15 protein-coding genes are annotated in these 16,758 nt (G+C 65.4%); 13 read left to right on the forward strand and 2 right to left on the reverse strand.

Features of this window, described 5'->3' with window-relative positions; genetic code table 11:
• The 13 genes from I2E13_RS10395 to I2E13_RS10450 all read left to right on the forward strand — a co-directional run.
• A partial coding sequence (locus I2E13_RS10395; RefSeq protein ID WP_229057946.1) for a VirB4-like conjugal transfer ATPase, CD1110 family occupies nucleotides 1–2,257 on the forward strand: 2,257 nt, incomplete at its 5' end.
• 2 nt (nucleotides 2,258–2,259) lie between these two features.
• Complete coding sequence (locus tag I2E13_RS10400; protein WP_229057947.1) at nucleotides 2,260–3,861, forward strand: NlpC/P60 family protein; 1,602 nt, start codon at nucleotides 2,260–2,262, stop codon at nucleotides 3,859–3,861.
• A gap of 30 nt (nucleotides 3,862–3,891) precedes the next feature.
• Nucleotides 3,892–4,590 (forward strand): hypothetical protein, encoded by a 699-nt coding sequence (locus I2E13_RS10405; protein ID WP_195405054.1) that lies wholly within the window; start codon nucleotides 3,892–3,894, stop codon nucleotides 4,588–4,590.
• 2 nt (nucleotides 4,591–4,592) lie between these two features.
• Nucleotides 4,593–5,594: a conjugal transfer protein TrbL gene (locus I2E13_RS10410; RefSeq protein WP_195405055.1), complete on the forward strand. Its 1,002-nt coding sequence runs from the start codon at nucleotides 4,593–4,595 to the stop codon at nucleotides 5,592–5,594.
• Nucleotides 5,595–5,703: 109 nt separating this feature from the next.
• Nucleotides 5,704–6,162 carry a DNA gyrase gene (locus I2E13_RS10415; protein WP_101677781.1) on the forward strand — a complete coding sequence of 153 codons (459 nt, stop codon included), beginning with the start codon at nucleotides 5,704–5,706 and terminating at the stop codon, nucleotides 6,160–6,162.
• A 12-nt stretch (nucleotides 6,163–6,174) separates the two neighbouring features.
• Entirely contained in the window at nucleotides 6,175–8,916 is a 2,742-nt protein-coding gene (locus tag I2E13_RS10420) for a VaFE repeat-containing surface-anchored protein (RefSeq protein ID WP_195405056.1), read from the forward strand.
• 72 nt (nucleotides 8,917–8,988) lie between these two features.
• Nucleotides 8,989–9,720 (forward strand): class B sortase, encoded by a 732-nt coding sequence (locus tag I2E13_RS10425; RefSeq protein WP_195405057.1) that lies wholly within the window; start codon nucleotides 8,989–8,991, stop codon nucleotides 9,718–9,720.
• A 237-nt stretch (nucleotides 9,721–9,957) separates the two neighbouring features.
• Nucleotides 9,958–10,599: a hypothetical protein gene (locus I2E13_RS10430; RefSeq protein ID WP_229057948.1), complete on the forward strand. Its 642-nt coding sequence runs from the start codon at nucleotides 9,958–9,960 to the stop codon at nucleotides 10,597–10,599.
• Between the two features lie 11 nt (nucleotides 10,600–10,610).
• Complete coding sequence (locus I2E13_RS11015) at nucleotides 10,611–10,865, forward strand: hypothetical protein (RefSeq protein WP_197736875.1); 255 nt, start codon at nucleotides 10,611–10,613, stop codon at nucleotides 10,863–10,865.
• A gap of 128 nt (nucleotides 10,866–10,993) precedes the next feature.
• A complete protein-coding gene (locus tag I2E13_RS11020) occupies nucleotides 10,994–11,560 on the forward strand; it encodes a hypothetical protein (protein WP_229057949.1) in 567 nt (188 codons plus the stop codon).
• 369 nt (nucleotides 11,561–11,929) lie between these two features.
• On the forward strand, nucleotides 11,930–13,216 hold the full coding sequence (locus I2E13_RS10440) for an MFS transporter (RefSeq protein ID WP_195405058.1): 1,287 nt from the start codon (nucleotides 11,930–11,932) through the stop codon (nucleotides 13,214–13,216).
• A 261-nt stretch (nucleotides 13,217–13,477) separates the two neighbouring features.
• Nucleotides 13,478–14,947, forward strand: a complete 1,470-nt coding sequence (abc-f, locus tag I2E13_RS10445) for a ribosomal protection-like ABC-F family protein (protein ID WP_195405059.1) — start codon at nucleotides 13,478–13,480, stop codon at nucleotides 14,945–14,947.
• 81 nt (nucleotides 14,948–15,028) lie between these two features.
• Nucleotides 15,029–15,439, forward strand: coding sequence for a hypothetical protein (locus tag I2E13_RS10450; protein WP_229057950.1), 411 nt, complete (start codon nucleotides 15,029–15,031; stop codon nucleotides 15,437–15,439).
• A gap of 117 nt (nucleotides 15,440–15,556) precedes the next feature.
• Here I2E13_RS10450 and I2E13_RS10455 read toward each other — a convergent pair whose 3' ends face one another.
• Both I2E13_RS10455 and I2E13_RS10460 read right to left on the reverse strand, forming a co-directional pair.
• Complete coding sequence (locus I2E13_RS10455; protein WP_195405060.1) at nucleotides 15,557–16,111, reverse strand: hypothetical protein; 555 nt, start codon at nucleotides 16,109–16,111, stop codon at nucleotides 15,557–15,559.
• A complete protein-coding gene (locus I2E13_RS10460) occupies nucleotides 16,108–16,656 on the reverse strand; it encodes a hypothetical protein (protein ID WP_229057951.1) in 549 nt (182 codons plus the stop codon). Before I2E13_RS10460 ends, I2E13_RS10455 begins: the two co-directional genes overlap by 4 nt.
• Nucleotides 16,657–16,758 lie beyond the last annotated feature (102 nt).

Consider the following 16,758-nt stretch of genomic DNA (forward strand, 5'->3'; position numbering starts at 1 on the left):
GAATCCGGCGCATCCGCGTTGGCGCGATTGGCGAAAATACGTTGGTGAAAATGGTGAAAAATATATTGACGCTAACATGAGCTCGCTGTTCAACTACTTCCCGGCGGACTCCCACGTGCAGCTCCAGGTCGTGAACGCGCCCATCCCCGCCGACGAGGTCGGCCGCAAGGTCTTCTTCGAGCCCGGGGAGCGCGCCACCTCCGGGCTCGCCGAAGAGTACAACCGGATCCTCAACGACAAGATGCGCGAGGGCGTCTCGAACCTCGTGCGCCACCGCTACCTGACCTACGCCGTGGGCGCCGACGACGTCGACGCCGCGGTGCCCAAGCTCGCGCGCATCCGGGGAGACGTGGAGCAGACGCTCGCGCGCATACGCTGCTCGTCGCGCGCCCTCGACGGCGCCGAGAGGCTCGAGCTCCTTCAGGGGCAGCTGCGCCCGGGGTCGCGCTTCGAGTTCTCCTGGGACAAATTGTCCCCGACGTCGGGCGCGCGCACGAAGGACTTCGTCATGCCCTCCACGCTCGACTTCAAGCCCGAGGGCAGGTCCGACTGCTTCCGCAGCGACGGGCGCTACGGCGCGGTGCTCGCGGTGCGCAGCTTCGGGTCGGTCATCGAGGAGACCTACCTCGCCTCCATCATCGACCTGCCGCTGCCGCTCAACGTGACGCTGCACGTGCAGCCCATCGCGCAGAGCGAGGCGCTCGCGCTCGTGAAGCGCCAGATCGACTGGATGGACAAGGAGATCATCGACGAGCAGATGAGCGCCGTGAAGAAGGGCTACGACTACCAGATCCTGCCGCCCGAGCTGCGCTTCTCGAAGGAGGAGGCCGAGGAGCTGCTCGACTTCCTGCGCAACAAGTCCGAGCGCCTGTTCGTCTACACGGGCCTCGTCTACACCTGGGCCGACAGCCTCGAGGAGCTCGACCGCCGCGTCCAGCAGGTGACGAGCGTCGCGCAGGGCTGCACGATCGGCCTCGAGCCGCTCCACTTCCGGCAGCGCCAGGCTCTCAACTCGGTGCTCCCGCTCGGTGACAACCACGTCACCGTGAGCCGCTACCTCACCACGGGGCAGGTGGCCATGCAGATGCCCTTCGCCAGCCAGAGCCTCGACGAGGCGGGCGGCGGCTACTACGGGCAGTCCAAGGAGAGCGGGAACCTGGTGCTGTGCGACCGCAAGCGCCTGGCGAGCCCCATGGGCTTCGTGTGCGGCAAGCCCGGCTCGGGCAAGAGCTTCTCGGTCAAGCGCGAGATAACCAACACCGTTCTCGCGCACCCCGAGGACGAGGTCGTGATCTTCGACCCGGCCGGCGAGTACGGCAACCTCGTCGGCGCGCTCGGCGGCGCGAACGTCGAGCTCGCCCCGGGATGCTCGGCGGTGCTCAACCCCCTCGACACCGCCGACGTCGCGGACCGCGCCGACGCCGCCAAGCTCGCGTACAAGACCGACGCGGTGCTCGCGCTCTCGAGCGCGCTCATGGCCGAGGGCCGCGAGGGCCTGCCTGAGCGCGACCGCTCGATCATCGCCCGCTGCGTCGGCGAGGCGTACCGGGAGTGCGCGAGGGACGGCCGCCTGCCCACGCTCGGCGACTTCCACGCGGCGCTGCTCGCTCAGCCCGAGCCCGAGGCCGCCGACATCGCGCTGCGCTACGAGCGCTACGTGAAGGGCGCGTTCTCCTTCTTCAACGGCCAGAGCAACGTGGCGCTCGACAACCGCATCACCAACATCGACATGCACGGCCTCGGCCAGAACATGCGCGTGTTCGGCATGATCACGGCGCTCGAGATGGTGCGCAACCGCGTGATGGTCACGCCGCCGCGCCCCAACTACACCTGGCTCTACATCGACGAGGTGCAGAGCCTCTTCGCGCACCCGACGGTGGTCGAGTACTTCGCCCGCCTGTGGCGCGAGGGGCGCAAGTTCGGCCTCATCTGCACCGGCATCAGCCAGAACACGAGCCACATGCTGGCCAACGCCGAGGCCCGCGACATGGTGCTCAACTCCGAGTTCTTCCTGCTGCACAAGCAGTCCACCGCCGACCTCGACGCATGGGCGGAGATGCTCCAGCTCTCCGCCACGGAGCGCGGCTACATCGGCGACGCCGTCAAGCCCGGCGAGGGGCTGCTCATCAGCGCCGGGATCCGCGTGCCCATCACCGACGACTTCCCGAAAGGCCCGCTCTACGACCTGTGGAACACCAAGCCCGCAGAGGTCGCCGAGCGCGAGATGCGCCGGGCGGCGCGAGAGGCGGAGGGATAGGAATGGCCGTCCCGAGCGAGGGCGGCGGGATGCTCGAGGTGGTCGGGGCGCGGCGCCGCGACGTGCTCACCGCGGGCGACGTCGCGGAGACCGAGCGCGACGCCCTGGGAAACGTCTCGGAGGGAGCCGGCCCGCTCGACGAGGCGGGAGGCCCCGCCGCAACGGCGGAGGGGCGCCCGTCCAGGCCCGACGCCCCGGAAGGCGGGCTCGGGGACAAATTGTCCCAACCCGCCGGCGACCGGCGCGCGGCGGCCGCGATGCGCTCGCGCGTCGAGGCGGCGAAGCTGGCGATCGCCCGGGAGGCCGTCTCCCAGCTCGACGACTCGGAGGAGCTCGAGGGCGCCTCGGGCATGTACGACGCGGGGCGCGCGGCCAAGAAGGCCGCGGGAAGGCTGCGGCAGAGGAAGGCGAAGAAAGCAGCCCAAGGCAGCCGCAAGGCGGCGACCGCCCTCGGCGCCCCAAAGGGAGGCGCGCGCGGCCCCGAGGCAGCCGGCGCGACCGCCCCGGCCAAGCACCAGGCGGCCCAGGCGGCCGCGCAGGCGTCGGGCGAGGCGGCCCGCGCCGCGGGGTCGAAGGGCGCCGCCTCCGCGATCGCGGGCGCGGTCTCGGGCGCCGCGCCCGCCCTGCTCGGGGCGGTGGCCGGCATCGTGGCCTTCGTCGCCTGCGCGCTCGCCGTCGCGCAGCTGCTGAGCGCGCTGTTCGGCTTCTGGGACGACGCGGCCTCCAAGCGGGGCCTCGAGGGGCTGCCGCCCTACATCACCTACGAGATGGTCGAGGCGGCGCTCGAGTGCCAGGAGGAGTACGGGCACCCGGCGGGCTGCACCATAGCGCAGATCATCCAGGAGTCCGGCCAGGGCGACCGCATGAGCCAGCTCGCAGAGCGCGACCACAACCTCTTCGGCATGAAGTGGTGGTCGGGCTACGCGGGCTGCCCCGAGGTGGCCGGCAAGGCGAACTGGGCCACCAGCGAGGAGTACGTGCCCGGCGAGCACACCCAGATCACGGCGAGCTTCATCCGCTTCACCGGCGACGCCGAGTGCATCCGCTTCCGCAGCAGGGTCTTCCTGCAGGCGGAGCGCTACTCGGGCAACGCCCTCATCCGCGAGGCGGTCGAGAGGCGCGACTCGGACAGGATGGCCGAGGGGCTCAAGGACGCCGGCTGGGCGACCGACTCGTCCTACGTCGAGTCCCTGAAGTCGATCATGGCGCAATGGGGCCTCTACAGGCTCGACTCCATGACGGTCGAGGACCTGAAGGACGCATCCGCGAGCGGGAACGCGATCGTCGAGGCGGCGTACAGCCAGCTCGGCGTGCCCTACGTGTGGGGAGGCTCGACCCCCGGCAAGGCGCTCGACTGCAGCGGGCTCACGCAGTACTGCTACGCGCAGGCGGGCATCCGCATAAGCCACTACACGGGTTCCCAGTACGAGGAGCTCAGGCGCATACCGCTCTCGGAGGCGAAGCCCGGCGACATCCTCTACCGCTCGGGCCACGTGGCCATCTACATCGGCGACGACAGGTACATACACGAGCCGCGAACGGGCGACGTGTGCCGCATAGCGAGCGGCATCGGCAGCTTCAGCTGCGCGCTCACCGCGAGATAGGAGAAACCAATGCAGGGAAAGTCAAGGGTCATGGCCGCCGTCGCGGCAAGCGCGCTCACCGTGGCGCTCGGCGCGGGCGCGGCGCGCTGCGCCATCGCCCCGCAGGAAGGCGCGCAGGATAGTCCACAGGAGCAAGAGCAGCCCGCGGCTGCAGGCGCCGACGCGGCAACCGGGAAGGCCGCCTCGGGCGCCGAGGCGCTCTGGAACACCGCATGGACGGGCGCCGACGACCCGACAGCCACGCTGCGGATCGTCGAGGGCGCCATGGTGGAGAGCGCGGGCGGCACCGAGCGCGCCTGGTTCTTCTCGGCCGAGGAGCCCTCCGAGGCCGGCGGCGTGCTCAGCGTGCCCATCGAGGTCAAGGGAACCGGCGATAAGGCGGGAGGCCTGTCGCTCATCCAGGTCTCGGGCGACGGGGGCGCCCGCACCCTGGCATGCGACCTCCTGACGCAGGCCTACGTGCCCCAGAAGGCGCAAGTCGGAGCGTTCTCCGTGACCGGCACCGACGACCGCCTCTCCGAGGCGCTTGGCGCGGATGCCGCCGCCATCGAGGAGGCCGTCGCCGGGAAGGCGGCGGAGGTGTCCCCGCAGGCGACGGGAGCCACCTGGGACAAGGAGGTGTGGCTCGACTACGCCGGGAACGTCGCGTCGACGACCTTCACGCTCGACGACCCCGCCTCGACGGTGGTCACCGTGGTCTCGCGCGGCGGCTCGCTGGAGGCGATGTAGCCGTGCGGGCGCTTGAATCGCGACGCCGAAGGGCGTTCGCCGTCTCCGCCGCGACGGCGTTCGCCCTCTGCGCGCTCCTGCTCGTCCCCGCGCAGCCGGCATACGCCGACATAGCCGGGGACGTCAACGAGTGGCTGTGCGGCCTTCTGCGCGACTGCTGCAACTGGATGTTCAAGGCGCAAACGGGCGTGCTCGGGTCGATCGGCGCGAACGGGATCCTCTCGGCCGACTTCGCGCACATGCTCACGAGCTCGAGCGACCTGACCATGCACGACGTCGCCCGGGGCGTATGGCAGGTTGCCATCCTGCCGATCGGGTGCGGGGTGCTCGGCCTGGTCTTCACCCTGAAGCTCATCGAGATCTCCCAGCGCATGGACGGCAGCCAGAGCCTTCCCGGCGTCAAGGAGGTCGTTTTCCTTCTCGTGTTCTTCGCCGTGTTCCTGTTCCTCATACAGAACAGCTTCGACCTGATGGCGTCGATCTACGAGGTCTGCGGGCTCGCCATCGACCGAGTCGAGGCGCTCTTCGGCGCCGGAGGCGCGCTCGACCTGCCCGAGGTGTCCGTCGTCACCACCGACGACGACATCCCGTCGCTCATCGCCATGCTCGTCGTGAGCCTCATCAGCTGGGTCGTGGTGCTGGCGGCCTACGTCGTCGCCCTCGTGGTCTGCTGGGCCCGCGCGCTCCAGCTCTACATCATGGCCGCGTTCGCCCCGATCCCGCTGGCGTTCCTCGGCATGGACGCCACGCGCCAGATAGGCCTCGGCTACCTGAAGAGCTTCGGGGCGGTCTGCATCGCCGGCGTCATCATCCTCGTGCTACTCATATCGTTCCCGCTCGTGCTCGGCGGGCTCACCGGGGCGAACCCCGGGACGGGTACCCCGGCCGACGCGGTCGCGAACGGGCTCACCTACGCGCTGCAGTACCTGGCCATGTGCGTGCTGCTCATCCTGGCCCTCGTGAAAAGCGGCTCCTGGGCGCGCGACATCGTGAGCGGCTTCTAGCGGAAAAGCGAGGAAGGGGGCGGTCGCCATGAGATAGGGGCACCGCGCCGGGGCACGCGTCCCGGCGGATGAAGACAAGGACCGATTGAAAACGAAAAGGAGGAAAGACATGGAAGAGAGGAAGAACGTGTACCTCTCGCTGCACAAGAGCTTCGTGCGCGAGGGCATCGAGTACACCGACCGCGCGACCGGCGAGGCCAGGACCTTCAACTCGGCGACCCTTCCCAAGGGCACCGTCGTCGACGGCATGGACGTGGGAGGCTACGAGTTCAGCCCCATGTTCGTTAACGAGAGCCGCTTCAAGGGGGCCGACTTCCGAGACATACCGCTGCTCGCGAACCGCGAGGTGTGGCTGAGGAAGACGGTGATGGGCCCGGACGGCCAGCCCGAGCTCGACGAGGACGGACGCACGGTCAAGGACACCGTGAAGGTCATGCCGGCGCAGCTCAAGGAGGCCGTCGACGCAGGGCGCTCGCGCTACCTCGCGGAGCGCGCCGAGCACGCCCGCCAGGCGAGCCGCGCCGCCGAGCACGAGGCGCCCCGCGCACAGCGAAGCGTCGAGAGATAGGGAGGCGGAAAGATGAACGCAGCGAAAGACTGCACCCTGCAGGAAAAGCTCCTCCGATGCGCCATGGCGCTCATCCTGGCGGCGGGGGCTCTGCTCGCCTCCGTGGCGGCCTCGCCCGCCTACGCCGCGCCGAGCACGGTAGACGTGTCCATCGGCGGCAAGATCCCCTACGGCGGCTTCGCCACCACGTGGATGAGCGCCGACGGCAACATCGCCTACTGCGCCGAGCCCTCGTCCCCGACGCCCGCGCCGGGCTCCTACTCGACGAGCCCCGTGCCGAGCGGCGACGTGACAGCGGCGATCTGGTACTCGTTCGGCTCTCCCGGCTTCGACGCGTCGATGTTCCCGGGCAGCTGGTACGACGGCGGCGGCTGGGACGACGCCAAGTACGCGGCGGCGAGCCATGTGCTCATCGCCTACGCCTACTCTGGGTCCGAGTCGGCTGCCACGCACGGCACGAGCGCCGAGTTCGCCTCCTGGGCGAAATCCGAGCTGATCGGCGGGACCTTCGCCAAGATGAAGGCGGGCGCCGGCAAGGTATCCGCCGGGTTCGAGGCGTTCTGCGTCAGGACCGGCGGCGGCTCCCAGACGCTCGTGAGCTTCAGCTGGTCCGCAGGCGGAGTCAAGGTCGCCAAAACGGACTCCGAGGCGGGCGCGGAGCCCCAGGGCGACGCCTCGCTCGACGGCGCGAGCTTCTTCGTCGTTAACGAGACCGGCCGCTACGTGCTGGTCGGCGGCAAGTACTACGCCGACGGTGAGGTATGCGCCACGATAAAGACCGCGCCCGAGGACGGGTCGCACGTCGCCGCGACCGGCGCCGACGCGCTTCCCGCGGGCAATTACCGCATCGTCGAGTCCGGCGCGCCCGAGGGCTACGACGCCAGCGACGTCCCCGTCGCGTTCACCGTGAAGGCCGGCGAGGTGCGCGACCTCACGGGCGACCCCGTGACCGACGAGGTCTTCCGCGGCGGCGTGCAGGTGACCAAGTCCGACAAGGAGCTGCAGGCGTCCGAGGCGCTCGCGGGCAGCGGCCACAAGGAGGCGCCTGGCGAGCACCCCGGCCTCGACGGGATCGAGTTCACCGTCACGAACCGCTCGGCGCACAAGGTCCTCGTTGACGGCGAGTGGCGCGAGCCGGGCGAGGCCGTGGCCACGCTGACCACCGCATGGAACGACGAGGCCGGCGCCTACACCGCGCAGACCGCGGCCAACGCACTGCCGTACGGAACCTACGACGTGCGGGAGACGGCGACGAACGGGAGCTACCTGCTGACCGACGGCGAGCCCCGCACCTTTGAGGTCCGCACCGGCGACGAGATCGTGAGCGCCTCCGCGGACGGCGCCGCGCTCGAGTTCCGCGACCAGGTGGTGCGCAACGACCTCGAGCTCTCCAAGAAGAGCGAGTCCGACAACGCCGGCCTCATGGTTCCGTTCGCCATCGAGAACGCGGCCACCGGCGAGATTCACGTGCTGGTCACGGACCGCAACGGCGACGCGTCGACCGCGAGCAGCTGGAACAAGCACTCGAGGGACACCAACGCCAACGACGCCCTGCTCGGCCATGAGGGCCCGATTGCCGCCGCCGACATGGACCCGAAGGCCGGCATCTGGTTCTCGCTCGGCGAGGACGGCTCCTCGGCGCCGGTCGACGACTCGCTGGCGGCCCTGCCGTACGGCGCCTACACCATGGCCGAGATGCGCTGCGATGCCAACGAGGGCCTCGAGCTCATCACGAGGAGCTTCTGGATCGATCGCGACTCGACGGTCGCGAAGGCCGTGTGGATGGGCCTTGACGACCAGGAGGGCCCGCGCATCTCCACCACGGCAAAGGACGGGGCGGACGGCGACAAGGACGTCTCGGCCGACGCCGAGGCCAAGGTCGTCGACGCCGTCGCCTACGAGGGCCTGAAGGCCGGCGAGGAGTACGAGCTCTCGGCCACCCTCGTCGACAAGGCGACCGGCGAGCCCGTGGCCGACGCCTCGGGCATGCCCGTGGAGGCCAAGGCCGAGTTCGCCCCCGCGCTCTCGACGGGCAGCCGGGACGTCGAGATCTCCTTCGACGCGAGCCTGCTCGGCGGCCGCGACCTGGTCGTGTTCGAGAGCCTGCGCAAGGACGGAGCCGAGGTGGCGTCGCACGCGGACCTCTCCGACGAGGGCCAGACCGTCCACGTCGCCGTCGAGGTGGGCACGCAGGCGGCCGACGCCGCCGACGGCGACCAGGTCATCGAGGCCGGCAAGGCCAAGGTCGTCGACACGGTGGCCTACAAGGGCCTCGTCCCCGGCGAGACCTACATCGCCGTGGGCACGCTCATGGACAAGGGCACCGGAGAGCCGTTCCTCGACAAGGACGGCAACGAGGTGACCGCGCGCACGCCCTTCGAGCCCGAGGCGCCCTCCGGCACCGTCGAGGTGACCTTCGGATTCGACACCGAGGGCCTGGCCGAGGGAGACGAGCTCGTCGTCTTCGAGAAGGTCCTGGACTCCGCCGGCAACGTCGTTGCGACCCACGAGGACATCGACTCCGCCGAGCAGAGCGTCGTCGTGGACAACCCCGACACGCCCGAGGTCCCCGAGGAGCCCTACGCCAAGACCGGGGCCGACGCCCCCGACGGCACCGGCTACGCCGTGGCCGCGGGCATCGCTCTGGCAGCTGCGGCGGGCGCGGGCGGAGCGCTCGCGTACCGCAAGCGCAAGACGGTCGGCGCAAGCAAGGACGCGGCAGCCGAAGAGCCTGCCGAAGAGCCGGAAGAGTAGCGGCGCCGCATCGACACCGAACCGGAGGCCCTGGGCGCTCGCCCGGGGCCTCCCCTGCGAACGGGGGAGGACATGAACAAAGGGAAAGCCGCCACGGCGCTCGCCGTCGCCGTGGCGTTGCTGGCGATGGGGGCGCTCGCCGTCCTGCCGCTGCCCGAGAGGAACCCGTACGAGGTGCACGAGGTGCCTACCGCGGAAGAGGACGCGACAATGGAGGCTCAAGAGACGGGAGGCGGCATCGACTGGGACGCCCTTCCCGCCTCCGTCGTCGCTTGGGTGCGCGTGCCGGGCACGACCGTCGACTACCCGATCGTCCAGGGCCGGCCCGAATCGCCCGACTTCTACCTCACGCACGACGCCGGCGGCGAAAGATCCGCGTGGGGCGCTCCCTACATAGACGCCGGGTGCGCGCAGGGCGCCGAGAGCCCGCTCGTCATCGTCTACGGGCACCACATGTCCGACGGCACCATGTTCGCGCCGCTCGCGCAGTACTCGTCGCGCGACTTCGCCGAGGGGCACCGCACCATCCGGGTCTACACCCGTGAGAAGGCGATCGGGCTCGAGGTCTTCGCGGCCGACGTGGTCGACGCGAGCTCAGAGGGCAAGCGGACCGACTTCGCAGACGCGGCGGAGCTCGCCGCCTACCTCGGGGACAAATTGTCCCGGTGCGAGGTCGTCCTGGAAGAGCCTTCGGACGTCGAGCAGGCCTGGGCCTTCGTGACCTGCAGCTACCAGACGAGCAACTCGCGCACCGTCGTCTACGCGAAGGAGGTGGAAACATGGGATTCGCGCCCTTCGGAATAGGGCTCCTCATGGGGCTCCTCACTCTCACGGCCTACGCCTGCTGCGCAGCCGGCGACGACGACCGGGACTAGGAATTGCAAATCGAAACTAAAACCGAATATGGCCCTTCGACCCCTTGCCGCTATATCTCGGCAAGGGGTCTTGCATATGGTGAGATATTTTACGCACTTGATGAAAACAAGACACCGCCGAAAGCTGCTCGATGAGCTCCCGGTGTCCGTGAACAGAGGCGCGCAATTGGGAAAGATAAAGCTGCAAGACGTCAAAAGGGCTATCGACATAGGAAAGGACGTTCGGCCTTTCGTTGAACCCGCTGTGAACAAATACGGGCCTACTCTGATCGACTGGACGCAGCAGAGGGGGAAGCAGGCGGCAGATAGCCTGGGAGGAGCCAGGGACTCATTCCTTTCAAAGAGCCAGGCAATCAAAGACAAAAAGGAGCGGCGAAAGTCACTCGAGGCAGCCCGCAAGAAGGCTGTGGCAAGCTCGCTTCCGCCGATCTCCGCAAAAGAGTTCTTCGAGAACTTCGAGAACAACGTCTCCAGCGAAGCCGACCTCAACGATGGGTACATGGCAATCGCCGGCTGCTACGCCGTCGCCACGATGAAATCGGCACGAGAGAAAGATCCTTCCGCCTACGAGGACGTCTATGTCGGTTGCGGCAAATCCATGGGCTTCAGTATCTACACCCAGCTTTGCGGTTTCGGCAACATCGACGTCTACGCTGACTTCAAGTTCAAAAGACCAATGATGATTCTGCTCTTCCCGTGTGAGGAGAAAGACCTCGAGACCCGCTATGAGGCCCTCGTCAGGGATCTTCAGGCCGAGGGCTCGTACAACAAATGGGACGTCCTGGCGCGTTCCGATGAGGCGAGATAGGCGCTAAGAGCATGAGCGACAAAGAACTTGCGCCAATCAGCGTCGAGGTCGTTCCTGTCGAGGACTTGGAGAACATCAGGCTCGTCGCGAACGCCGATGCGGGCAAAGAGAACAACGTCGGCATCGGAGAGCGGGCGGACGCCATTCTCGGCCTCGCCTCGGACGTCATAGACCTCGTCGAGGAAAACAGCTCTACAAAGTCGAGGTTCCCGAAGGCTACAGCCTTAAGGACCTCGTCGCCTCGAAGAAGGATCCGGAAGCGGTAAGGGCCCTCGTCCGAGACCCGAAAGGTCGCCTGAGCGGCGACGTCTCCCTCAAAGCCGCTGGGGTCAGCCCCGCACAGATCGCCAGCGTCGGCCTTGCCGCAGCGGCGATGGTTGTCGGTCAGGCGTACATGACCGAAATCAGCGACAGCCTCCAGTGCATCGACGCCAAGCTGGAATCGATCGCCTCCATGATCGCCGGCGACCAGAGGGCGAAGGTCAAAAACGCCCTGGACATCGCCAGAACCTACGCAGCCCTTCATGACGATTACCTCCAAAAGCCCGCCGAGGCACGACAGGCGGCAAGAAACGAGATCGAGGGCAGGTACAACGACGTCGGTCAGGTAATCGATTGGATTACCGAGCAACTCGCCGGCATCGAAGACAAGGCCAGGGACGCCGCTGAGCGCGAAAAGGACCTCGAACCGTTGCTTAAAGAGGTCCAATCCTACGAGGCTCAGTTGGGGGTGCGGCGTGGAGTATGGACCACCGGTTTCTCGGCGCGCGCCTCATTTCTCGACAGCGTACACACATTGTTCGCGTTCGGCGCCGCATCCCCTTTTTCCCAGGATCTTTGTTCCGGATTGAGATACAGACGATCAGAGGCTATCCTGCTCATCAGGATGCTTGCATACTTTGATGGTGCGAGTTGCGGACACGCAAGAGCTACGCGTTTGGTTCGTTTTCAGCGGTGTTGAAAGTATCGGCTCAATGAAAAGCCAAGTTGACATTTTCGTGGACCGAGGCTTAGAAATGGCTTTTCTCGCTTGCGCAGACATGGTGCATAAAAGCGTTTTGCTTGGGAATTCTAACGAAATAAATAACCACATAACGTAAATGCAGCCATAGATACAAAAGGAATCGAATGGCCAGAGAGGATTGCCCTTTCCGATGGTCGATTCTTGACAGGCAAACTCAAGCCTCGTTAATATTACATGGTTTGCCAGACCGAATTAACAAAGGAGGGGTGTCGTGGTTGGTCTTTTCCGCACGTGGATGAGCGCCTAAAAGCGGCGCTGTTATGGCGTCGCGCTGTTTTGCACGCCATTCCACGATTGGACATAACCATGATGTTTGAAACCTCTCGGCGCAGGTCTGCTCTGCTGTGCCATTCATGGCAATTCAAGCTTTGTTTCGTATGGGGCGGGGAGCTCGTTTCGACATTGACGAGTTCGATTCTCCAAATGGGTCTTATTTGGCATCTCGCCCTCACGACAGGGTCGTCTTCTCTCCTCTCCTTAGCATCGCTGGCAGGCTTTCTGCCGATTGCTTTGTTCGGAATCCTTGCGGGCGCCCTTGTCGACAGACTGCCTTTGAAACGTGTCCTCATCGGCACCGACCTCTTCATTGCCGCGGTGGGCGCCGCCTTGACGATCGCCTCGTTGGCCGGCAGCTTACCTGCATGGCTAATTCTCATCGCCCTGTTTCTCCGTGCAGTTGGCACTTCGTTCTACACGCCAGCCTCCCAATCCCTCACGCCCCATCTCGCCCCGCCAGAGCATCTCGTTCGCCTATCGGGGGTGACTCAGGCGATTCAGTCCGGCGGATACATTCTTGGCGCCGCGCTTGCAGCAGTGATTTATCCCGTGGCGGGCATTACCGCTATGATTGTCCTCGACGTGCTGGGAGCGCTTTTCGCTTCTTTAGCCGTCCTCGCCGCACAGATAGACGCAGGGGGACTCGACGAAGCCGACCGCAGCTTGCCCTTTTCCAATAAGGTTCGAGAGCTCTTCTCTGAGATTTCGGACGGCTACAAGCTGACTAGGGGGCACAGGGGGCTGCTCGCCCTTCTTTGGTGCGGGTTCGTCTTCGCTTTCGCGTTCTCTCCGCTCGCGGCATTGTTCCCAATAATGACCTTGGGGCATTTTGGCGGTAGCACGGGGGATGCCGCTTTGGCGGAAATCCTTTTTTCTGCAGGCATGCTGGCTGGGTCCGGCATCTTGGCGGTTACGGGAGGGTTCCGCAATAGGTCGCTCACCATGGTCGCCGCGATTGCCGGCTTCGGCATTGCCGCAATTGTATCCGGATCGCTCGGCCCGTCATTGTTCGCTGCTTTCCTGCCGGTGAGCTTTCTTATGGGCGCATGCTCCCCGTTGTACGCGGGAACCCAGATTGCCCTTATGCAGGAGCAGATACCTCCTGAGTACCTAGGCCGCGTTTTCGGCCTCTACGGAACCATCATGGCGTGGGCCATGCCCATGGGCCTCGCGGCCCCCTCCGTTTTTGCGGATCTGCTTGGAGCTCCGTTATGGTTCGTCGGCTCTGGAGCGACCATGGTACTGCTTGCGATGGCTATGCTGCTTGCTCCGAGCGTCCGAAACGTGGGGAAAAGAGATACCGGGCGGATTCAATAGCCCAAGTATTCGAAAAAAAGAGGCAGCAGCCATCGGTTCACGCGTCAGCCTTCAAGCCCTTGCGACGACGAGGTATTGCACCGACATCCCACATCGCGCTCCTTATTCGTCGCCAACTATCATTTTCGGATTTGCCGGCTTGCGCAAGGTCAAAACGCTCGCGCCGGCAATTGGGCAAAGGCGAATAATCGACGTGAACGATTCTTTATTGGCATGGCTGCGCTTCCAGAAAACGACAATACACAAAAGGTGGTTCAACTTATGGAACTCATAGTCAAAGCTAAAGACATCTTTTTGGAATATGCCGGCCGCGATATTCTGGACATCGAAGAATTGGAAATCTACCCCTACGATCGCATCGGCTTGGTAGGAGACAACGGTGCAGGCAAAACCAGCCTGCTAAAAATCCTGAGCGGCAATCTAACCATTGCGGACGCCGACGTCAGGCGCTTCGGCAGCATTGCCCTCATCGGCCAGCTCGACGAACTCGACCTTGATGCGGCTCAGGACAACGGCGAGATGCTCTCCCGTCTCAACGTCGCCGAAGTGGCGCAGGAGACGATGAGCGGCGGGGAGGAAACACGCGCCAAGATTGCCTCTGCGCTCTCCCAGCATGCAAGCGCGATCTTCGCCGACGAGCCTACGAGCCACCTCGACCAAGACGGCATCCGCCTTCTCGTCGGACAACTCAAGGCATTTGATGGGGCCCTGCTCATCGTGAGCCATGACCGTCATTTTCTCGACCAGGTGGTAGACAAGATCTGGGAGCTCAAAGACGGCGGTATTTCCGAATTCTGGGGTGACTACTCCGACTATCTGCGACAGAAAGAAGAAGAGCGCAAAGCTCAGGCGACTCGATACGAAGAGGCGATGCGCGAGCGCGATCGCCTCGAAGCCGCCATCGAAAAACAGCGGAAAAAAGCACGGCAGGTCGACGCCAAGCGGAAGGGTGCGAAAAAAAGCAACGAGTATGCAGGTCGCTTGGGGCATCAGAAAACAACCGGCACCAAGCAGAAGAAAATGCATCAGGCAGCTAAGAACATGGAGAAGCGCCTCGAAGCGCTCGAAGGGATCGAGGCCCCAGATAGCATTCGCGCCGTGCGCTTCCGCCAGAGCAAGGCCCTGGAACTGCACAGCAAATTTCCCATCTCGGCAGATGATTTCAGCTTGAGCTTCGGCAACTGCGTGCTCTATGACCACGCGAAATTCGAGATACCGCTCGGTGCCAAAGTGGCCATCACCGGTGGCAACGGCACAGGAAAGACCAGCCTGCTGAAGGCAATCGTTCGACGCGCCGACGGTATCAACATCTCTCCCAAAGCAGAGATCGGCTACTTCGAACAGACAGGTTACAAGTTCGACGCCCGCCAGCCTGTGATCTCGTTCATGCAGAATGGTTGCGAGTACAGCATGACCGAAATTCGAGGCATCCTCGCCTCTATGGGAATCGGACCGCGCGACCTGACAAAGGACGTTGGCGTTCTCTCGGGAGGCGAAGTCATCAAGCTGCTACTCGCGAAGATGCTGCTGGGCAGATACAACATCTTGCTCATGGACGAGCCTGGAAATTACCTGGACATCAAGAGCGCCGAAGCCCTCGAGCAGATGATGAGCGCCTATGCCGGAACGATAGTGTTCGTCTCCCACGATAAGAGGCTGGTCGAGAACGTCGCAGACATTATTTACGAAATAAAGGACACCAAGCTAGTCAAAATCTTTCAGCGCGAATAACCCTAAATGAGCAGGATATATTCCCAGAATGGAGACAAAAGGCCTCGAGGGGGGTGCCTCCAGGCCCTGTCGGCGCTCGCCATGACGCGCATGTACTACGGCGGCAGCATGGACGACCGCAGCGCCCTCATCGAAGAGCAGCGGATCCTCGACAAATCTCAGGGCTTCCTGAAAAAGAGGCAGGTCCTCGCCGCGCTCATGGAGATGAAGGTCGGGGGCATGAAGGGGGCGCCCATCGCGCTTCCTCGCGGAGCCCAGGGAAACGCCCTCAAGAGGCTGGTCTCCCAGACGCCTAGAGCCGCCGCAAAGGAGCAGCTCCTCGAGGCTAAGGTCGAGATGCGCACGAGCCTACGCTCGGGAGAGTCGAAACTGAGGTCCGAGGCCGAAGATCGAAAAGGCGAGATCGAACGCATCGCAGCGGCATCCCGGACAGCCAGGACGCTGCTCACGGACGGAACCGACTGCTGGCTCATCGACGATAAGAAAGATTAGAAGCCAAGAAGAAGAGGCGGGCAATTGCCCGCCTCTTCTCACATCACCCACTTGAACACGGCGCGGAACAGCCAGACGAAAAAGCCCAGCGTGACCTTAAGCGCCGCCATGAGGAACCTACCAAGCCTCTTCATCGACGTCACCCCAATCTTCCTTGACCTTGCGGGCGCCCTCGTCGGCGCCCTCTTCCTTCTCTTCCGCGAGCAGCCTCGCCAGCTCGTCGGGCACGCCCGGGACCTCCGCCCTCCCCAGCGCGCGCTGCAGCTCCCTTATCTGCGACTTCAGCGGTTTTGAGGGAGGGCCCACGTGCTCGCGGTAGCAGGCGCCGATCGCTGCCGCGTCGCACAGGTACCCCTGCACCCGGGCGAACGCCTCGTCCCCGTCGAGCAGGACGCGGCGGGCGCGCCCCAGCTCGGCCTCCGAGGCCAGCATGAAGCGCCAGCCGCGGGACCTGCGCGCCGCCGGGATGCCGTCCGCGGGCGCGTCGGCGCGCCAGTCGTCGCGCACCTGGTGCCAGTTCGCCGTGAGCCAGAGCCCCTTCTCGGGCTCCTCCCGCATCTCGAGCTCGAACTCCGTGAGCATGTTCGCGCCGGAGAACGGCGACCCCTCCGTGAACGAGAGCGTGTCGAACAGCGTCGTCCTGCCGCCCTCGTACTCTATCCTCACCATCATCTCCGGCCCCTCTCCCTGCGCTGGTCCTGCTGGGCCCGCTGCCGCTCGGCGGCGAGGATGCGCTGCTGCTCGTCCGCTCGGTGGCACTGGCGCGAATTGCCGCTGGCATCGTCGCGCCCTTCACCGTCCCCGTAGCGGGTCTTGAGCGGCATGAGCCCGTTCTCGGCCATGTAGGCGCGGGCGGCCTCGAGGCGGCGGTACCCCTCGCCGCCCGCCTGGCCGCGTCGCTCCAACGTCGCCATCCTGAGCCCGAACTCCTCGATGGACTCGACGTCGAACTTCGCGCAGGTCTCGAGCGCCGAGGAGAGCCTGCTCAGCTCCGAGAGGTCGTTGAGCTCGAGAGCCCGCTCGGCGGCCTCGCGGATGCGCGCGGTGCTCGCGTCCGTGGGACGGTAGGCGCCCTCGCGCTCGAAGCGCCGGCGGAGCATCTCCTTGCCGTAGACGAACCCCAGGCGCTCGCCGCTTACCTTCTTGGACGGCTCCTCCGCCAGGCTGAACACCCAGTCGTCCCGCCGCGCCTTGGCCGAGTTGTCGGCGACGTGCACGCCCAGGGCGTCGAGGATGCCGAGGTGTTAGCGTCAATATATTTTTCACCATTTTCACCAACGTATTTTCGCCAATCGCGCCAACGCGGATGCGCCGGATTC

The organism is Collinsella aerofaciens (genome assembly GCF_015554145.1).
GTDB classification, from domain to species: domain Bacteria; phylum Actinomycetota; class Coriobacteriia; order Coriobacteriales; family Coriobacteriaceae; genus Collinsella; species Collinsella aerofaciens_AA.

What these genes read in the sequence shown, in the direction of transcription:
- I2E13_RS10400 (WP_229057947.1), top strand. Translation starts at nt 2,260, where the DNA reads ATGGCCGTCCCGAGCGAGGGCGGCGGGATGCTCGAGGTGGTCGGGGCG.
- I2E13_RS10405 (WP_195405054.1), top strand. Translation starts at nt 3,892, where the DNA reads ATGGCCGCCGTCGCGGCAAGCGCGCTCACCGTGGCGCTCGGCGCGGGC.
- I2E13_RS10415 (WP_101677781.1), top strand. Translation starts at nt 5,704, where the DNA reads ATGGAAGAGAGGAAGAACGTGTACCTCTCGCTGCACAAGAGCTTCGTG.
- I2E13_RS10420 (WP_195405056.1), top strand. Translation starts at nt 6,175, where the DNA reads ATGAACGCAGCGAAAGACTGCACCCTGCAGGAAAAGCTCCTCCGATGC.
- I2E13_RS10425 (WP_195405057.1), top strand. Translation starts at nt 8,989, where the DNA reads ATGAACAAAGGGAAAGCCGCCACGGCGCTCGCCGTCGCCGTGGCGTTG.
- I2E13_RS11015 (WP_197736875.1), top strand. Translation starts at nt 10,611, where the DNA reads ATGAGCGACAAAGAACTTGCGCCAATCAGCGTCGAGGTCGTTCCTGTC.
- I2E13_RS11020 (WP_229057949.1), top strand. Translation starts at nt 10,994, where the DNA reads ATGACCGAAATCAGCGACAGCCTCCAGTGCATCGACGCCAAGCTGGAA.
- I2E13_RS10440 (WP_195405058.1), top strand. Translation starts at nt 11,930, where the DNA reads ATGATGTTTGAAACCTCTCGGCGCAGGTCTGCTCTGCTGTGCCATTCA.
- abc-f (WP_195405059.1), top strand. Translation starts at nt 13,478, where the DNA reads ATGGAACTCATAGTCAAAGCTAAAGACATCTTTTTGGAATATGCCGGC.
- I2E13_RS10450 (WP_229057950.1), top strand. Translation starts at nt 15,029, where the DNA reads ATGACGCGCATGTACTACGGCGGCAGCATGGACGACCGCAGCGCCCTC.
- I2E13_RS10455 (WP_195405060.1), bottom strand. Translation starts at nt 16,111, where the DNA reads ATGATGGTGAGGATAGAGTACGAGGGCGGCAGGACGACGCTGTTCGAC.